This is a genomic window from Spirulina subsalsa FACHB-351, assembly GCF_026130165.1.
In the GTDB taxonomy this organism is placed as follows: domain Bacteria; phylum Cyanobacteriota; class Cyanobacteriia; order Cyanobacteriales; family Spirulinaceae; genus Spirulina_A; species Spirulina_A subsalsa_A.
The window spans coordinates 1-18,257 of sequence record NZ_JAIHOM010000043.1 but is presented as its reverse complement, the minus strand read 5'-3'; the positions used below and the strand labels follow the sequence as shown (position 1 = coordinate 18,257).

The 18,257-nt window shown below is 47.6% G+C and carries 20 protein-coding genes and 1 pseudogene; 12 read left to right on the top strand and 9 right to left on the bottom strand.

What is annotated here, in order from left to right:
- Positions 1-23: 23 nt before the first annotated feature.
- Together K4A83_RS10515 and K4A83_RS10510 are read right to left on the bottom strand one after the other, a co-directional pair.
- Complete coding sequence (locus K4A83_RS10515) at positions 24-581, bottom strand: DUF2808 domain-containing protein (RefSeq protein ID WP_265264484.1); 558 nt, start codon at positions 579-581, stop codon at positions 24-26.
- 138 nt (positions 582-719) lie between these two features.
- Positions 720-1,118 (bottom strand): MAPEG family protein, encoded by a 399-nt coding sequence (locus K4A83_RS10510; protein ID WP_265264482.1) that lies wholly within the window; start codon positions 1,116-1,118, stop codon positions 720-722.
- A gap of 450 nt (positions 1,119-1,568) precedes the next feature.
- Between K4A83_RS10510 and K4A83_RS10505 the strand changes: the two genes are divergently transcribed.
- From K4A83_RS10505 to K4A83_RS10470, 8 genes and pseudogenes are all read left to right on the top strand, one after another.
- Positions 1,569-3,488, top strand: coding sequence for a GAF domain-containing sensor histidine kinase (locus tag K4A83_RS10505; protein WP_265264481.1), 1,920 nt, complete (start codon positions 1,569-1,571; stop codon positions 3,486-3,488).
- A gap of 98 nt (positions 3,489-3,586) precedes the next feature.
- Positions 3,587-5,260, top strand: a complete 1,674-nt coding sequence (locus K4A83_RS10500; RefSeq protein ID WP_265264480.1) for an ABC1 kinase family protein — start codon at positions 3,587-3,589, stop codon at positions 5,258-5,260.
- Between the two features lie 219 nt (positions 5,261-5,479).
- Positions 5,480-5,764, top strand: a pseudogene (locus K4A83_RS10495) (hypothetical protein); the annotation flags it as partial.
- Positions 5,764-6,696, top strand: coding sequence for a hypothetical protein (locus tag K4A83_RS10490; protein ID WP_265264477.1), 933 nt, complete (start codon positions 5,764-5,766; stop codon positions 6,694-6,696). The pseudogene K4A83_RS10495 and the gene K4A83_RS10490, both read left to right, overlap by 1 nt.
- On the top strand, positions 6,686-6,847 hold the full coding sequence (locus K4A83_RS10485; RefSeq protein WP_265264475.1) for a hypothetical protein: 162 nt from the start codon (positions 6,686-6,688) through the stop codon (positions 6,845-6,847). The genes K4A83_RS10490 and K4A83_RS10485 overlap by 11 nt, the downstream gene beginning before the upstream one ends.
- 134 nt (positions 6,848-6,981) lie before the next feature.
- The gene (locus K4A83_RS10480; protein ID WP_265264474.1) at positions 6,982-7,791 is read left to right on the top strand and encodes a PD-(D/E)XK nuclease family protein; all 810 of its coding nucleotides are present in this window, start codon (positions 6,982-6,984) and stop codon (positions 7,789-7,791) included.
- 91 nt (positions 7,792-7,882) lie between these two features.
- On the top strand, positions 7,883-8,074 hold the full coding sequence (locus K4A83_RS10475) for a hypothetical protein (RefSeq protein ID WP_265264473.1): 192 nt from the start codon (positions 7,883-7,885) through the stop codon (positions 8,072-8,074).
- A 359-nt stretch (positions 8,075-8,433) separates the two neighbouring features.
- Positions 8,434-8,703, top strand: coding sequence for a DUF2470 domain-containing protein (locus K4A83_RS10470; protein WP_265264472.1), 270 nt, complete (start codon positions 8,434-8,436; stop codon positions 8,701-8,703).
- Positions 8,704-8,757: 54 nt separating this feature from the next.
- On the opposite strand, the gene K4A83_RS10465 is transcribed toward K4A83_RS10470, so the two are convergent.
- The gene (locus K4A83_RS10465; protein WP_265264471.1) at positions 8,758-9,528 is read right to left on the bottom strand and encodes a pathogenesis-related family 1 protein; all 771 of its coding nucleotides are present in this window, start codon (positions 9,526-9,528) and stop codon (positions 8,758-8,760) included.
- Between the two features lie 58 nt (positions 9,529-9,586).
- Here K4A83_RS10465 and K4A83_RS10460 point away from each other — a divergent pair, with 58 nt between their 5' ends.
- The gene (locus K4A83_RS10460; RefSeq protein WP_265264470.1) at positions 9,587-10,102 is read left to right on the top strand and encodes a M67 family metallopeptidase; all 516 of its coding nucleotides are present in this window, start codon (positions 9,587-9,589) and stop codon (positions 10,100-10,102) included.
- 20 nt (positions 10,103-10,122) lie between these two features.
- Here K4A83_RS10460 and K4A83_RS10455 read toward each other — a convergent pair whose 3' ends face one another.
- The 6 genes from K4A83_RS10455 to thrC form a co-directional block, all read right to left on the bottom strand.
- Positions 10,123-10,917, bottom strand: a complete 795-nt coding sequence (locus K4A83_RS10455; RefSeq protein ID WP_265264469.1) for a nuclear transport factor 2 family protein — start codon at positions 10,915-10,917, stop codon at positions 10,123-10,125.
- A gap of 551 nt (positions 10,918-11,468) precedes the next feature.
- Entirely contained in the window at positions 11,469-12,575 is a 1,107-nt protein-coding gene (locus K4A83_RS10450) for an AAA family ATPase (RefSeq protein ID WP_265264468.1), read from the bottom strand.
- On the bottom strand, positions 12,526-12,822 hold the full coding sequence (locus tag K4A83_RS10445; protein ID WP_265264467.1) for an AAA family ATPase: 297 nt from the start codon (positions 12,820-12,822) through the stop codon (positions 12,526-12,528). The genes K4A83_RS10450 and K4A83_RS10445 overlap by 50 nt, the downstream gene beginning before the upstream one ends.
- Positions 12,823-12,946: 124 nt before the next feature.
- Positions 12,947-13,378 carry a DUF2996 domain-containing protein gene (locus K4A83_RS10440; RefSeq protein ID WP_265264466.1) on the bottom strand — a complete coding sequence of 144 codons (432 nt, stop codon included), beginning with the start codon at positions 13,376-13,378 and terminating at the stop codon, positions 12,947-12,949.
- 144 nt (positions 13,379-13,522) lie between these two features.
- Positions 13,523-13,798 (bottom strand): MoaD/ThiS family protein, encoded by a 276-nt coding sequence (locus K4A83_RS10435; RefSeq protein ID WP_265264464.1) that lies wholly within the window; start codon positions 13,796-13,798, stop codon positions 13,523-13,525.
- A gap of 217 nt (positions 13,799-14,015) precedes the next feature.
- A complete protein-coding gene (gene thrC, locus K4A83_RS10430; protein ID WP_265264463.1) occupies positions 14,016-15,329 on the bottom strand; it encodes a threonine synthase in 1,314 nt (437 codons plus the stop codon).
- A 120-nt stretch (positions 15,330-15,449) separates the two neighbouring features.
- Here thrC and K4A83_RS10425 point away from each other — a divergent pair, with 120 nt between their 5' ends.
- The 3 genes from K4A83_RS10425 (at position 15,450) to K4A83_RS10415 (ending at position 18,228) form a co-directional block, all read left to right on the top strand.
- On the top strand, positions 15,450-15,659 hold the full coding sequence (locus K4A83_RS10425) for a hypothetical protein (protein WP_265264462.1): 210 nt from the start codon (positions 15,450-15,452) through the stop codon (positions 15,657-15,659).
- Between the two features lie 200 nt (positions 15,660-15,859).
- The gene (locus tag K4A83_RS10420) at positions 15,860-17,446 is read left to right on the top strand and encodes a glucose-6-phosphate isomerase (protein WP_265264461.1); all 1,587 of its coding nucleotides are present in this window, start codon (positions 15,860-15,862) and stop codon (positions 17,444-17,446) included.
- A 116-nt stretch (positions 17,447-17,562) separates the two neighbouring features.
- On the top strand, positions 17,563-18,228 hold the full coding sequence (locus K4A83_RS10415; RefSeq protein ID WP_265264460.1) for a response regulator transcription factor: 666 nt from the start codon (positions 17,563-17,565) through the stop codon (positions 18,226-18,228).
- Positions 18,229-18,257: the final 29 nt, after the last annotated feature.

Sequence of the window (18,257 nt, the reverse complement as noted above, 5' to 3'; positions counted from 1 at the left end):
CTTGACTGTTGTTCCAAGGGGAGTTACTCGATGCTGAGAATCCAAGTCCCGACATAACGGGGGAGGGGAACATCTCCGGGGCTTAAAACGCGACCGTGGAAGTAGAATGTTCCTCCAAAGAAGGGATTTCTCACGTTGGAGAGGCGGATTTCAATGGCGTTTTGCGATTGGATGGGTTCAGCTAGATAAATTTGTAAGACGCGATTATCTTGATCCCAAACCACCTCGGAAATGTTGGCCGAGCGAGAATAGTTAGTCCCGTAGGCGACTTCAATGCGACCTGTGTCGAAGCGTCCGGTGAAGTAGTCGGGATAGGCGATCGCAATTTGAGCCACCCCTAACTCGACTCGGTTGGCGGGGATGCGCAGACGGTAGCGATCGCGCTGATTCCGAGTGCCGCCAAAATCCAGACGGTAATTTAAAATATCTCTTTGATTTTCAACACCACTAAAAATCGTTAAACCGGGGTTGGTTTGGGCAACCGTTGCCCCCGGCAAGGCCCCCAACAAGCAACCCGCCGCCGCGAGGGCGGGTAAAAATCGGCGTTTAGAACGTTTGGCAAATAACATAAGTTTGAACATAGGGACTGAGTGATCTAACAATTGAGCGGTTTCGTTACGAAAAATTAAAGTTTGTAACGTGAATCGATCCGACTATAACAAATGTTCGTCCCATCTGACGACTTCTCCGCCCGCGATTGTTCCCGGAGAGTGACGCACTCACTGCAACAGAGCTAGAACAATCCCCACCAACGCACCAATTAATAGCACTAAGCCACTGAGGGAGCTAATTCCGAAGCCGGGGCCGCGTTTTTCGGCCGCTTGGTAGTAACCCCAAGCGTATAACGCCCGTCCCACAATCCAGAGGATACCCAAACCTGCGCCCCAGATGGGGCTGACGTAAAGGCAAAATAACCACAAACCGGGCAGAAAAAGAACAAGTTGTTCTAGGGTGTTTTGCTGAACTCGCAAGACTCGTTCAAAGTTTGGATCCCCTGACATGGCGGGGGCTTTGACCTCATATTTGAAGCGGGCGCGCCCCACGTTCAAAGTGACAACGAAGTAGAGAATCAGGGCTAAAACAGTGACAAGACTGGGGAGGGCTAACGGATTGTCCATGATTGTGGGGGAGTTGAACAGTGAGGGTATTGTATCTCAAACCGTTGTCTCTTGCCTATGAAGTGTTTCCGGTTCTCTGTATAACAAGTGAGGAAAAAGGAGTAAGCTAGAGAAGAAAGGGAAACGAGGCATAAGGTTCAATATTACCGGGTTTTCGGATTCCCGCTCTCTGGCCAATTTATTTTTAGGGTACGAGTTGCTCTGGTTTGAGCATTGGTTATCCGTGCCGAAAATCCATCTTCTCCCATAACATGGGGAAATGGGGAACAGTGGGATGTGATTAGATCACATTCTGTTGAGGGTGAATATCACCGACTAAATCGGTCAACTATTGGATGCTAAGTCCTATAAGCAAGGGCTAGATAATCAATTGAAAATCCTATGGTTGCCTCTATAAAACTGTCTACCAATCTCTGTGTTATCCCATCCCAGACTCACCCTAACCGTGAGATGAATCTTCCTCACAATCCACCTCCTCCCCCTCCGAGTCAGAGTTTTAGTCAGATGATTATTCAAGTATTGCTGCAAGACTTGGGGGCAGATGCGAAATTGAATAAAATTGCCCAACGAGTGGCTGATTATGGTCAAGCGGATAGTTGTTTAATTGTGTCCGAGACAGACCACAGGGTATCCTCTTGGCAAGGATTTTGGTCGGTGGATGAGGGGGGAGCAGAATCGCTGTTAGCTTCCTTGCTCTCTGTGGCCGCATTGGAACGGGATTTGACGGAGGGGGGGGAGTCTCACCATTGGATTACAGGGATTAGTCCGTTTCAACGCTGTTTTCGCCTCCATACCCCTCAAGGGGGATTGGTGATTTTAGGGTATTTGAATCTACCGTTGCATCCCTTACTGACTGGACAGGATCAACAGGCGATCGCGCAAGGAGTGGCGATCGCCTTTTCTCAACTCCAACTCCAACAACAGGTTAAAATCGGGGAACAATATCAGAGTTTGCTAAATCCGCTAGCCCACGCCCTACACCGCACTTCAGACTGGGAAGATGCTGTCACCACCGCCTTAGCGGAATTAGCCCAAACTCTAGACATTGACCGCAGTTTTGCCCTCATGCTCAAGGCGAATAATCCCCTCTACAAAACCCGCAGTAACCAAAAATTACCCTCAGATGCCCGGGCGACGTTGTTGGGACAATGGCATAATGATCGCCTCCCCCCTCTAGAATTACCGGATAGTTTTTGGTTGACAGATTCGCCTTTTTGTGGTGAAGCGTGGAAAGATTTTCCCCAAGTGCATCGGGTGACAGAAACTTCCCCTACTTTAACCTCGCCCAACACGGAAATTGATCAAATTCTTTTCCCGGTCGATCAAGTTTGTTCTTGGTTAGTCATTCCTTTAGTGGGGGTCAATCATCGGGGAAAATCGTCCGCCCTCATTTTAGGGTTTTTGGTGTTTCAATCGACCCAAAAACGAGTTTGGCAGCCCCATGAATTGGAGTTAGCCAGTTGGGTGACAACTCAACTCAGTACGGCGATGCTGCACAATATTACATTGCAGAAAGTGCAGTTGTTGGTGAAAGATCGGACCGAACAATTAGAACGGAGTTTAGATGTACAAGCGAAACTCTACGAAAAAACCCGCCAACAGTTGGCACAATTGCGGGAGTTAATTGAACTGAAAGATACGTTCTTAGATGCGGTGAGCCATGAACTGAGAACGCCTTTAACCATTATGAAGGTGGCGATTCAGATGTTGCGTCAGGCCGATTTACCAATTCCACTTCAGGAAAAATATTTGAATGTTTTAGATCAAGAATGGCAACGAGAACATAATTTAATTCAAGATTTATTGGCGTTGCAAAGGCTGGAATCCCATCAACAGGAAATTCGGTTACAACGGCTCTATTTAAGGGATATTTTAAACCCGTTAAATGAAGAGTTTAAAGAAACTTGGGCGAGCAAAGGGTTAAAAACGGAAATTCTTTATACTACTATTCCAGCGGTGGATGAGTCAGGGAATCATCCCATTTTGTTGTATTCAGATTTGGAGAGTTTGCAGCGTATTTTAGGGGAGTTGCTGACGAATGCGGGGAAATATTCCCAGCAAGGGACGACGGTAAAAATTGAGGTTTGTCAGGAAGTAGCGGCCACGGGCGATCGCATTACCATCCGCGTGACCAATTTTGGGGAGGCGATCGCACCGGAAGACCAACCTCATATTTTTGAAAAATTTACCCGAGGTCAAGGCATGACAGATAATGCTGTCCGGGGGACTGGATTAGGATTAGCTTTAGTCAAAAGCTTAGTCGAACATTTACACGGAACCATTGAAGTGGAGAGTCATTCCGGGCAAGATGGGGAATTGGGAGAAACTTGTTTTACCCTAACCCTTCCCCAATTCCCAGAAAGCCATTAATCTAGAGGGTTGGGAGAAGCAACAGGAGACAAGGCAGCCCCTTGTTTCGACCGTGCATCCTCCGTCCGCTTTTCTCTTACCTTGTTTTTCCCTTCTCCATGAGTGCATCCTCTTCCCTGCAACCTTGGCAACGTCGCAAATATTCGCCCTTTCGTCGTCAAATGGACGTTTTTGGGGCGACGGCCCGCTTTTTAACTCGCTTGTGGTGGGATAACTTTCTGGGACGCAATACCCCAGAATGTCGTCGGCAGCAGGGGCGAAAGTTGGTCAATCAGTTGTTACGCTTGGGGCCGACGTTTATCAAAATTGGTCAGGCGCTGTCTACTCGGTCTGATTTAATTCCTTTGGAATATACCGAGGCACTAGGGGAGTTACAGGATCGGGTGCCGGAGTTTGATCCCAATGAGGCGATCGCCGTCATTGAATCAGAATTGGGGGGATCCATTCATACCCTCTTTCGGGAGTTTGATCGTTTCCCCTTAGCGGCCGCTAGTTTAGGTCAAGTTCACCGTGCTACCCTTCACACTGGGGAATTAGTCGTCGTGAAGGTACAACGGCCGGGATTAGAGGAGTTATTTAACCTCGATTTTGAAGTTATTCATCGTTTAGTACGCATTTTAAACCGTTATATTCCCGCCGTGCGTAAGTATGAGTTAGAAGCATTATATAACGAGTTTTTTGGGCTACTGTATCAAGAAATTGATTATATTCATGAAGGTAAAAACGCCGATCGGTTTCGGGAAAATTTCGCCGAGCAGCCTCATATTTTAGTGCCTAAAGTCTATTGGCGTTATACGGCCAGACGGGTGTTAACCTTGGAATATTTACCGGGGATTAAAATTGATGATCGTCAAACGATCGAGGCTTGTGATATTAACCCCGATCAATTAATTCAGGCGGGCATCACCTGTTACTTACAACAATTATTAAAAGATGGGTTCTTTCAGTCTGATCCCCACCCCGGCAATATGGCTGTTAGCCAAGATGGTCACTTGATTTTTTACGACTTCGGCACAATGGCGGAAGTGAAATCAATGGCACAGGATCAGATGCTTAACACCTTTTTTGCGGTGATGAAAAAAGATACGGAAGGGGTGGTGAGTAGTTTGGTTTATATGGGGTTATTGGAGCCAAAACCGGATATGACTCCGGTCAAGCGCTTAGTGTCTTTTGTGTTGGATCAATTCCGGGAAAAACCCATTGATTTAAAAGCCTTTGAGCAGATGGGAAGTGAACTGTATATCATGTTTGAGCAACAACCGTTTCGGTTGCCCGCTCAGATGATGTTTATTATTAAGTCTGTCACAACTTTAGATGGGATTGCCCGGGCGTTAAATCCTCAATATAATTTATTGGCCGCCAGTACCCCTTTTCTGAAGGAATTAACTCAATCAGCGCGCAAAGGGAGTTTAGTTAAACAGTTAGCACAACAGACAAAATCCTATATTCGTTATCGTTTAACGCGGCCAAGTGATGCAGAACGGGCGATCGCACAATTGGAAACACGCATCGAACAGGGGGAGTTACAATTTAGGGTACGCACGGAAACGAGCGATCGCATCCTCAAACGGGTTTATCTGGCCATCAAGTGTCTGATTTACGCCTGTATGACCGGGTTTAGCCTGCTCTGCGGTACCTTGTTATTATTGGGGAGTTATCCCAACTGGGCAATCGTTTTATTCGGTTTAGCCAGTTTTTGTTTTTTCCTTCTCTTACGTTCTCTTAGTCGTTTAGCTGTGCGAGAACGTTTAGATAAGTTAGTAGAAAAATAGTCCGGTCTAACAGACCCTAATTAGGGCTTGCTGAAAAAGCCCAACGCTAGACTCAACAAGGGAATAGGGAATAGGGAATAGGTACAGCGCTGCGTGCTACTGTGATTACAGGTTAGAATGAGGTGGGTTGACAAAAATCCCAGGAAACGACTTATGGCGATCGCGTACAGTGAAGACTGCGGCTTTTCAGTACTGTAACTACAAAAGCGCGCAGCGCTATACATCCCAGACTTCATTGTGCGGATTGATGAGGATCGTGGTATAGATGACCTCCTCAACTTGATTGTGGAGATTAAGGGCTATCGCGGCGAAGATGCCAAGGACAAGGCGAACACGATGCGAAACTACTGGATTCCAGGGGTGAATAATCTCAAGATTTACGGACGGTGGGCATTCGCTAAATTCCGTTCGGTGTTTGAGATTGAGTCGGAGTTTAACAAGGTCGTGAATGATGCGATCGCACAATCGGCCCAAGTATCGAAGCAATCCGTGGAGGTTTCCTAATGGTTATTCCAAACCTCGGTTCTCTGGTCGAAGTCGAGCTTCGAGACGCTTGGAACCACGAAGCCCACAGCTTTACACCGTGGCTGGCCGAACATCTCCATGAACTCGCCAAGCAGATTGGCATTCCTCTGGAGTTAGAAGGGCAAGAAGTGCCGGTCGCAGAGTTTTCCGCTGATATCTTGGCCCGCAATCCCCAGGATGACACGCTGGTTTTGATTGAGAATCAGCTTGAAGGCTCAGACCATCTTCACCTGGGCCAAATCATGACCTATTTGGCAGGGTTAGAGGCTCACACCATTGTCTGGATTGCGGCTGACTTTCGAGAGCCGCACATCTCCGCCCTGAACTGGCTGAATGAGAACACGGGGGAATCTTTCGCCTTCTTTGCGGTCAAGGTCAAGGCGGTGCGGATTGGGGATTCGCCTATTGCTCCGGTGTTTGAGGTCATCACTCGCCCGAATCACTGGGAACGCAAGCTGCACGCGATCGCCCAAGAAACCCGCAACATCTCGAAGATTGGGCAATTTCGCCAAGAATTTTGGACGTACTACGTCAACCGATTTCCCACTGAACAGGCTTGGGGGGATGCAAATGCGGCTAGCTCCCGTTGGCGTGTGTTTGATGACATCGGCTTGGTCGTCACTGTTTATCTGGCTCGGGAGGAGGTCGGTGTTTTCATCCGTGGGCTACGCGGTATTGAAGGTGCTGAAGTGTATGCGCGGCTCATGCCGTATTGCGATCGCTTACAGGCGGAAACAGGAGTTTCACCCGGAAGCTCTAATCGCGGACATCATTACTTCGTCAAAACGTTGAAATGTCAATATCACGATCAGAGTCAATGGGAACGTCTCACGGACTGGCTTCATTCCACCGCAAATACCTATGAAGCACTTCTAAAGAACATTTTTGGAGAAGAAAGTAATGCCCCGTAAATCCAAGCCAAAGCAACCGACGCAGGTAGACACTCTCAAGCACGAAGATGCAACGCGCAAGAACATCCCCACGGCGGAATATCAGTCTGTGATGGCGGAGGATGAGAAGCGTCCGATTCAGGTGGCCTATGAGCGGCGCGATAATAGGTAATGGGGAATAGGGAATAGGTGATAGGGAATTTCTCCCCTGCTCCCCTGCTCCCCTGCTCCCCTGCTCCCCGAGTTATTCAGCAAGCCCTAATTAGTAGATTGGGTAGACTTTCAAAACAGAGAGTTTCAAAACTTATGTTAAGACTCAATCAAAGCCATCTCACTAAATTAGAAACCTGTCCCCGTCAATTTCAACATAGTGTTTTAGAACAATTTCTCTCCCCCGTTTCCCCAGACTTACAAGAAAAAGCTGAGTGGGGGAAACATTTTCACTTGTTAATGCAGCAACAGGAGTTAGGATTACCCCTTTCCCCCTTATTAGAACAAGAACAAGAGATGGGGATCTCAGTTATCTCCCTCTTAAACGCAACCCATGAGCGCTTGTTAGACCATCCCGAACGCTGGCAAGAAGCAGAACACGCCAGAACGTTACAATTTGAAGATTTTTTATTAACCGTGGTGTACGATTTATTAATTACCCAACCCAATCAGGGGGAAATATTCGACTGGAAAACTTATCCTAAACCGAAAAAACACAAGCTTCTCGCTCAAGAATGGCAAACTAAACTATATTTATTTGTTCTTGCGGAAACCTCCCATTATCAACCCGAACAATTATCCATGACCTACTGGTTTGTTCAGTCTAGAACAGCCTCTGAAACCACCCACAAAACCCCCATTCAATCAGCACGAATTGCCTATAATGTCAAGGAACATGAGGCCACTCGACACCATTTAAAGACTTTATTAAATCAGCTAAAACAGGATTTAGAAAACTACGAAAGACACAATCTTCCTTTCCCCCAAGTGGCGGAAGAAAAAGGGATCTGTCCCCGTTGTATTTTTGCCCATCGTTGTCAAAGAAATGGCGATTCTGTTCCGGGGAACTCCCCCAGAGAATCCCTGTTTGTGGATTTAGATCAAATTGCTGAACTGCCTATCTAGGGAGTCAGGAAAATTGCGTTAAACTGGGACAAGAAGACTGTTGACAGTTGTTACAAAACTTAACCCTTCACGCGGGGAGGATTAGTCAGTTATGCAGATTATTGGAATTATTCTTTTAGTTGCCTATGGTGTGGGAGTTTGGAAGTTTTGGCAAGGGTATAAGCGGACAAACTTTCAACCGGGCCTTGTGAATCGTTTAGGGTTATCCTTATTGTGGCCGGTGTTATTACCTGTGAATCGTTCCTATCGGCAAAACTTTCAAAAGGCCTTAAAAGGCCGTTAAGGGGGGTAGTCTGACGAGGGCAGTAATGCCTACTCAAGAATCTGTGCAGCAAAACCTCTTAGGTGTGAACTTAAGAATCTCCCGTGACAGCCTAGCTTAACGGGAGAGTCGGTTAACCTGTGGAATCCCCCGAATCTCATGCTTCTGAGTCTCCCCATCCCTGATCTTTGGGGTTTTGTGCTAATATCAAATCCGCTTAATCAACATATTAAGTCATTGCGAAGGTCACGCAGTGGAGTGAAGCAATCTCTGCTATCTCGCTAGTCTTAGCGATTGCTTGCTGCGGTCGCAATGACAAGTGTGTAACCGGACTTGAGATAAAATGAGTTCTGGCAGACTAAAGCAAGACGACAAGAATTATGGCTGATCCATTAACTCCGGCAGTAAGCGATCGCATTTGTAAACACATGAACAAAGATCATGCAGATGCAGTGCGCTTTTATGCTCAAACCTTTGGCAATGCACCCAACACCGAAACCGCAGAAATGCTCTCCATTGATGCGGAGGGAATGAATTTAAACGCCTCCATTGAGGGTGAAATTATTCCCTTACGCATTCCCTTTGATCACACACTAACCGATTCAGAAGACGCACACCGAACCCTAGTAGCGATGTTAAAGCGGGAATAAGTCCCACTGCAAACGCCTAAATTCTAGGCATCAGAAACCCCTTCACATGTGGATCTAATAGGGTCTTTGTCCCACATAATTCCCCGGGGGATTGTAATTACAAACCCAGACCTCACGGCGACCTTGACGGGCGACGGCACAACCGACCTCAGTCGTAGTTTTCCAGACAATCTGGGTGTAGTGACCGCACATTTCCCCAGGAGTGCAACTATTTTGTTGATAGTTGTAATCCTTAATCTCTTCTCCCCACAGATCCACCACGCGCTGAGGACTCATTTGTTGACCAGATGACATGGCTAGGTTTTCACCATAGAGGGAATCAGAACGGTGTTCAAATTGGTTCGTTGCTAAGAGATGATCAGCCCATTCTTGGGCATAGCGGGATAGTTGAGCAGACCAACGGAGAGGAGGAACTCCCACCTGACTCCGCCATTGATTATGGGCGTTGAGCATTTGCTCAATACCTGCTCGACTGTCCAGATCATAAACATTGGTCGTGATGCCACTGTTTTGAGCTTGTTCTAGGCTACGAATTCGACTGGGGGGGACTCCGGTTTCTGTACTTTGATCGTCAAGATAAAAGACGTTGTACTGCTCTCCCGTTTGGCTATGCCAATACCATTGAGTTAAACGGGCTTCTCGCCATTGACCGTTTTTTTCCACATAAACGGGGGTACCATCAAGGGGAAAGGAGGGACTTTGGGCGGTGGTCATGGAGGGAGAGAGAGGGTGATTCAAACTGGGGGTTTTGGTTTGGGATGTGGCGCTGTAGGCAATACTAAGCAGGAGCAGGGTTCCTAGGGTGAGGGCATGAAGTTTGCGCATCGTTGATTTTTAGAAGCTATACAATCAAGCATAGTTCTTTTTTTTTGGATTGTGGGATATGGCGATCGCACTTTCTCCCGAACATCAGCAAATCCTCTACCACCACGCCGAACAAACCTATCCTCAAGAGTGTTGTGGGGTGTTAGTGGGTCAGTTTCTTCCGGCACTCCCCGGGGGAGATGGGGGGGACTCCCTCAGAGTTAAACAGGTGATTACGGTGTTTCCCACAGAAAATCAGTGGAATGCAGAAATTGCTCAAGCCTTGGGAGATGTGGCGGGAATGCCAGAACGAGATGCCACCCCAGAGCATAACTTCAGTATTGCCCCAGAGGATTTATTCCGCATTCAAAAAACCGCCCGCGATCGCCATTTAATCATTGTTGGCTTCTATCATTCCCACCCCAACGCCCCCGCTCGCCCTTCTGCCTTTGATCAGGCGATCGCTTGGAGTGATTATTCCTACCTCATCCTCTCGGTGCAACAGGGAAAAACCGCAGAACTCACCAGTTGGGTTTTAGATGAAAGGGGGGAGTTTAAGCAGGAAGTAATACATCCGGGAACAATTAATAATTGACCCCCTACACCCCCCTAATCCTAATTTTCGACCCGTAAACGTTGGGTGATAATGGTCATGCCATCATTACGAATGAGAATCGCCGATAACCAATGGGGTTCCGTTTGTTGGGGAGCGCGTCCCACCTTAAACAGCCCTCCCGCTTGTAACAGTTCTAGATCAAAATCTCCGGGATTTAAATAGCGATCGCCCATCACCTTCTCATTCATCGCACCCCCTAACAGGAGTTCACCCCCCAGAGGTTCCTGCACAATCACATCAAAATTAAACCGTTCCCCCGGTTTCACCCGTTCCGGTAAGCGGACATCCACTTGCGGGGGATTATCACCCACTAACATTTCCGTGCGTTCTGAGAGAATATCTTGGCGGACAATTTGCTGATTGCGGACATATTGGAGCGATCGCACCGTTGAGGCCATTTTCACCGAACGACTCGCCAAAGGTTGAGTTCCCGTGATTTCCGTCACCGTCTCCACCACCCACAGATCCCCCTCTTGCCGCCAAGACTCCAGCCGCGTAGTATAGTTCACCTGAGCAAACCGTTCCCACAAGTGGTTTAGTCCTTGGAAAAACGCCTCACGTCCCACATTATCCGACGTAGCAAAATCCGCACTGTAAAAATTCTCAACCCTCTCCAAATCTTGCTGATTCGCTGCCGTTTCCAGAGACTCCAACCAACTCGTTAACTCACCCGGGGCGGAGTTTGCCGACTGTGCTTGTGCCACCGTTGCCACTCCCACCGTCAGACTCGCACTTAACAGCGCCGAACACATGAGAGGCCAAAACCTTTGCCGTTTCATCAAACCTTGCTTCATCCCAATTACTCCAAAACGACCCAGCCAACCCCAAACAAGCACCCTCAAGACCAGAACCTTAAACTCTGTCCCCTCGGGACTTGTAAGCCTGTTGGCTTTTCGATTCTAGCACCAGTTTAAGGGAATCGTCCGCTCCAGAGCGCGAGGAATTCTCCCTCAATCCAAGTTCACTCACTCCCCAACTCTAGGAAACCTTTCAATCTTGCCGCTCAAAATATCATCCGTAGGTTGGGTGAAGTGCCAGCGCAACCCAACAAAATAATTGATAATTGTTTCGCCATCCGTAGGTTGGGTGAAGCGATCGCGCAACCCAACAAAATAATTGATAATTGTTTCGCCATCCGTAGGTTGGGTGAAGCGCCAGCGCAACCCAACAAATCACGCCTATAGAAAACCGATAAAGCCCTCATCTAAACACGCCATAGTATATAGCGAACCTATCTGAGTCGTAAATCATCTTTATGGGGATAATCGTCATAGGTTGCATTGATTTTTTTACGATACTCTGTTAATGATTTAGGTTCACTTTGTTTATGAATTTGCTTCATTCTTCAGTCCTGAATCCTTTCCAAAAAGTCCATCAGCGTATAAGCACGCACAATTTCTGAATCCTTCTCTCCTAAACGTTGCGCCAGTTCTTTAAGCTTTGATTTTGCCTCATCTAGGTTCATTTCGTCAATTAAATTAAAACATTGATTTAATTCTTCTTTGATTTCAAAAGGTCGCTCTGTAACATTCATTAATTCTGACAAAATGGAATTGCTATCTCTGCCATAAGTAAAACTATCCGCCGGACAAACAGTGCCATCTTCTAAGATACGAATATTTTCTTTCTTGACTTTGCTTAAAACTTGAGGCGAGTGGGTGGTAACAATAAACTGGCAATTGGGGAAAGTTTTTTGTAAACTGGGGATAATTTCCCGTTGCCATTGGGGATGTAAATGGGATTCAATTTCATCAATCAGAATAACTCCCTTGCCTTCCAGAGGATTTCCCTCAAAATCACGATTCGCAATTACTAAACGTCTGGCAATATCTCCCACCATCACCAGACACATTCTTTCACCATCAGAAAGCTGTTCAACTTTCAAATCAATCCCATTTTTAGTAATCACGAGGGAATGAGCAATCACAGGTTCTGTAAAGCCAATTTCTTCTATGCTTTGAGAACGGACAACACGCAAACCGGAAAAATGAGTGCCAGATAAACCCCTTAAAAACATTTCCAAAGCTTGGCGAACAAACATTAAAGAGCGATTGATGTAATTTTTATCGTTTCGTACTTTCTGCTCATTTTCATAATCTTCTTGTGCCTTAAACCAGTGGGCAAAATCTTCATAAATAAAAAGACTTGGCATCAAGTTATTTTGATATACTTGACTTAACCAAATGTCAAAACTACTTTTAGGGAATAGATTAGGCTTAAGTGGAAAATTAGGATTAGATGGAAATGGACAATGTTCAACTTCTGGTTTATTTCGTTGAGATGATACAGAATTTCGGCTTGATTTGTAGTATAAAATAATCGGAGGATAAGCTAACTTAGATGGATTAAATAATTCCCTAAGCTCTGGGGTATTAGAAAGGATGTCCTGTTCTATTTTGGAACTAACTGAAAGATGCCACTTTTTTTTTTGATTTATTATCTTTATAATCAATCACACTTGTAATGGCTAAATTGGTTGCTTTTTGACCAAATGAAATATCATCAAATGACAGTTTCTGCTGAATGGTTTCTTTCGTTAATGTGGCGGTAAATAGCTCCAATAAAATACTAATTGCCTCTAAAATTGTAGATTTTCCTGAACCATTAACCCCAATCAAAACACATAAATCTTGAGGTATATCTAAAGATAGTTCTGCAAAGCCTCGATAATTCGATAGTGAAATATTTTCGATATACATATTTCCATTTTATTGAACGCTATATCTAGGACTTGACACCATGCACCTAGGCTTAAGCTGTTAAAAGGGGTGTTGGGTTTTGCGCTTGCTCCACCCAACCTACACCCAACTAGCCCAGTTTACCTTAATTCCGTCCTAGCCACTTTTCTCCATTGAGGCGTTGGAGTGTGTACAACACCATCAAATCTAAGGTAACTTTCCGTTCATCAATCATAAAGGATTCTAGGGTGCTGGGGGGTTTGCCATAGGTGCTGGACGAAAAACCCTTAGCTCCGGTGATACTTTCATCAAAATAGTATAGGTTAAACTGGCGATCGCCTTTTTGCCATTTTCCCTCAACCTGCCAGCAAGACTCCTGAACACCAAAGCTTTTGGGGAGAGGCTTATTCTCAAAAGCCAGTTCGACATTTTCAATCCCTTGTTTGGCAAAAGCCGCTTGTAACGCAGGGGTAAAATGTTGTTCCATAAACTCCCCAAAAGGCTTATCTTCAACGGCGGGGGGTTTTTCTTTCTTTGGGGGTTTCTTCGCGGCTGCCTTTTCTTGCTCTTCTGCCATAATTCCTATTCCGGGGGTAAGTTTGCTTGAACTGATACCCATTTTAAAAGATCAGGGGGTGAGCGAGAACCCACCCCCCGGATAAAATGTGACATCCTCCCGACGCTCCCCTATCGGGAGAGCGCGGGACTTCTCAACGGTTAGCTAACCTCCTGCCACCGCAGGCACGATACTGACTTCATCTCCATCACTCAGAGGAGTGTCCATATTTTCTAAAAAGCGAATATCTTCACTATTCACGTAGAAGTTGAGGAAGCGGCGAATTTTCCCGCTTTCATCACAAATGCGGCCCTTAATGCCGGGGGAGTCTTGTTCGAGTGCCTCAATCAGTTCTGTGATGTTACTGGCTGTGGCTTCAATAACGGCTTGATTGTTGGTGAATTTTTGCAGGGTAGTTGGAACTAATACTTTTACGGCCATCGTTCTTGTTAATTAAGAGAATTGTAGGTTGGGTGAAACGCAGTGCAACCCAACATTTTACATTAACACGAAAAAAACTCGGGAGCTTGGTAGCCCCGTCTCTTTAGAGCAGGGAGTAGTCAACTATTCCCAGTCCAAGATTTTGGGTGAAACACATCACTAAAACCTAAGTGGGGGTGGCTGAAAAAGCACCCCACGGGGGATTCCTGATGTTGTCTTACACTAACACCTGTTGCCAATCTAAGCGCTCAAGGGTTTGGGCGCGTTCCCAAGCCCGCTCAAAACTGTCCAGTTTCGCCTCAATGGTGAGGGGTTCGCTGATGTAACCTTGCACGGCTTCTTGAGTCTTTAAGCCGTTGCCTGTGATGTAAACAACGGTGGTTTCATCGGGGTCAATTTTGCCCGCTTCCACCAGTTTTTTCAGCACCGCAATGGTGGTTCCCCCGGCGGTTTCGGTGAAAATGCCCTCGGTTTCCGCTAAGAGTTTAATCCCTTCGATGATTTCCGCATCGGTGGCGGATTCTATGTTCCCGCCTGTTTTGTGGGCGAGTTCAAGGGCATATACCCCGTCGGCTGGGTTGCCGATGGCGATGGATTTGGCGATGGTGTTGGGTTTGACGGGGGCGATAAAATCCCGTCCGTCTTTGAAGGCTTGGGCAACGGGGGAACAGCCTTCGGCTTGGGCGCCACTACAACGCACGGGTTTATCTTGCACTAAGCCCACTTTGACGAATTCTTGGAAGCCTTTGTAGATTTTGGTGAAGAGGGAACCGGAGGCGATGGGGGCGACGATGTGATCGGGGAGTTTCCAGCCTAGTTGTTCGGCCACTTCAAAGCCGAGGGTTTTGGAGCCTTCGGAGTAGTAGGGGCGGAGGTTGATGTTCACAAAGCCCCAGCCGTAGGTGTTGGCGACTTCGGAACAAAGGCGATTCACTTGGTCATAATTGCCTTTCACGGCCATAACGGTGGGGTTATAAATTAGGGTGCCGAGGACTTTTCCGGCTTCGAGATCCGAGGGGATGAAGACACAACATTCTAGACCCGCGTGGGCGGCGATCGCGGCTGTGGAGTTGGCGAGGTTTCCGGTACTAGCACAGGAGACGGTGGAGAACCCAAATTCTCTAGCGCGGGAGAGGGCGACGGAAACGACTCGATCTTTAAAACTCAGGGTGGGCATATTCACCGCGTCGTTCTTAATGTAGAGGTTCTTAAGACCGAGGCGACGGGCTAAACGGGTGGATTTGACGAGGGGAGTCATGCCTGTGCCGACATCAATCACGTTGTCGGTGGCCACGGGCAGAAAAGGACGATAGCGCCAGATGGAGTTCGGACCGGCGGCGATGGTTTCCCGGCTCACTTGATGGCGGATTTTGTCGTAGTCGTAAGCGACTTCTAAGGGGGCAAAGGTTTCTTCGCAGATGTTGATCGGTAGCAAATCGTATTCTGTGCCGCCTTCTTTGGATACCAGTTTGGTGAAGGTGGCGGAATCAGAAGTGATGATGGGGTCTTGGGTTGCGATCGCCTGAGTCATAATAATCGGCCTCTCTCTAATCAATCTCGTCAATTTCGATTGATAGTAACACAGGTTATTTTCCCCGTCAAACATACCCGACTTTTTTTGTCGGGATTAAACAGAAATGGGGGGGGTGAAATGTTCGCTAAGGTGGAACAGGTGACTTCCGAGGAAAAGACTATGCCCCTCATCTTCATGCTTGCCGTTTTAGTGGTGGCGAATTGGCTAGTGTCGCAAATCATGGCGATCGCCCCCCTAGCCCTGCTTAAACTCCTCATTCCCCAAGTGGGAGGCTGGGTCTTATTGATTCTGGTTGCCCTGTTTATTAGTTGGTGCTTTGGGGACTAATCAAAGAACATCGGCGTTGTACAATACAGGAGAGAGCATCAAGGCTACCAGGAAAGCCGAGTTAGGTTTCCTCCCCTGCCGGAAAACAGGGGCTTTAGCGCTCCCGTCATTTCTTCGTAAACGTCTTCGTAAACGGTAAGGGTTGATTGGAGAAAACGTAGCTTAAACTGACGAAAGGAAGCGAAGTTGGACATAAAACTATGAATTCTACGGATCTCTGGCAACGTTATCAGGATTGGCTCTATTACGACGAAAATTTAGGGTTTTACTTAGACATCAGCCGCATTGGGTTTGATGATTTTTTTCTCAAGGCCATGTTGCCCAAATTTGAGCGGGCGTTTCAACAGATGGCAGACTTGGAAGCGGGTGCGATCGCCAATCCCGACGAAAACCGCCAGGTCGGTCACTACTGGCTGCGTAACCCTGACCTCGCCCCCAGTCCCGACTTAAAACAGGAAATCGTCGAAACCCTCGCCCAGATTGATACCTTCACCCAACAAATTCACTCAGGAAGCATCCACCCTCCTCACGCGGAACGCTTCACCGATTTGCTCGTGATTGGCATTGGAGGTTCAGCCCTCGGTCCCCAATTTATCGCCGATGCCCTCGCCCCCCAAAACGCTCCCCTCGCCATTCACTTCATTGATAACACCGACCCCGCCGGGATTGACCGCACTTTAGGGCGAATTGGCGATCGCCTCGACCGCACCCTTGTCCTCGTCATTTCCAAATCCGGCGGCACCCCCGAAACCCGCAACGGTATGATTGAAGCCCAGGCCGCCTACCAAAAACGCGGCCTAAAATTCGGAGACTATGCCGTAGCCATTACCGGACATGATAGCCAGCTTGAAAAAATAGCCCACAGCGAACAGTGGATCACCACCTTCCCCATGCACGACTGGGTAGGAGGTCGCACCTCCGAAATGTCCGCCGTCGGTCTAGTCCCGGCCGCCCTCCAAGGCATTGATATCCATGCCATCCTCGAAGGCGCCAAACTCATGGATATCGCCACCCGTCGCCCCGACCTCGCCACCAATCCCGCCGCCCTCCTCGCCTTCGCTTGGTACTATGCCGGGAACGGCAAAGGGGCAAAAGATATGGTTATCCTGCCCTACAAAGATAGTTTGTTACTGTTTAGCCGCTATCTTCAGCAATTGGTCATGGAATCCTTGGGTAAAGAAAAAGACCTAGAAGGTCATATTGTTCATCAAGGGATTGCCGTTTACGGCAACAAAGGATCCACCGACCAACACGCCTACGTCCAACAACTACGAGAAGGAGTCCCCAACTTCTTTATCACCTTCATTGAAGTGTTAAACGATCGTCAAGGGGAATCCATCGAAGTTGAGGCCGGAATCACCAGTGGGGATTATCTCTCGGGATTACTCCAAGGCACTCGTCAAGCCCTCTACGAGAACAAACGAGAGTCAATCACCCTTTCCCTCCCAGAAGTCAACCCCCGCACTGTCGGCGCACTCATTGCCCTCTATGACCGAGCCGTTGGCTTATATGGCTATTTAGTGAACGTCAATGCTTACCATCAGCCCGGTGTAGAAGCCGGGAAAAAAGCCGCCGCTTCTGTCTTAGCGTTACAGCGCCAAATGGTGCAAGTTGTCCAACAAAGTCCCCAACCCATCTCCCTAACCGATCTTGCCCAGCAGATGGGGGTTCCCGAACAAATCGAAACGATTTATAAGATTGTCCGCCATTTACACAGCAATCAACGGGAAATTGTCCTCAAAGGGGACTTAGGTCAACCCACCACCTTAACTGTTGCGCGGTTGTAATGGGAGTTTGTATTCAATAGTTTTCTCAGAACATCAGATCGGGGAATCAGTGACTCCCTGATTTCCCGATCGGCTCTGAGCATGAACACCTAAGACTCGCCTGTACTCCCTCTGCTATGCCTTTATTAATCTTGGTTGCAGATGACAACCCCGGCATCCGTCTAGCAATTAGTGATTATCTGGAATTGTCAGGATATTCCGTCATCACGGCTGAGGATGGTCACGAGGCCTTGTTATTGCTAGAAACCTATCATCCCCATTTAATGGTGGCAGATATCAAAATGCCTCGGAAAGATGGCTATGAGTTAGTGAAACAAGTACGCCACCGTCCTGAATTTCGCTTACTCCCCGTGATTTTTCTCACCGAGCGCAATAGTACAGAGGAACGAATTCGCGGCTATCAAGTGGGCTGTGATCTGTACTTACCTAAACCCTTTGAAATGGAAGAATTAGGCGCGGTGATTCGCAGTTTATTAGAGCGATCGCAAATCGTGCAATCCGAACTGCGCTTTTCAGGCCCCGACAGCACCGGAGAGGGGGTTTCCGTCTCCGTTGTAGAAAGTCCCCCCTCCCCAGAACGTCAAACCCCCACTCTCACCAAGCGAGAGCAAGAAGTCCTAGAACTCCTCACCACCGGACTCTCCAACCCAGAAATTGGCAACCAACTACACTTGAGTCCCCGCACCATTGAAAAATACGTCAGTAGTTTGTTACGGAAAACCGACACCAACAACCGGGCTGAATTAGTACGCTTTGCCCTGAAGCACTATCTCGTCGATTAGGGAGCAGGGGAGCAGGGGAGCGGGGGAGC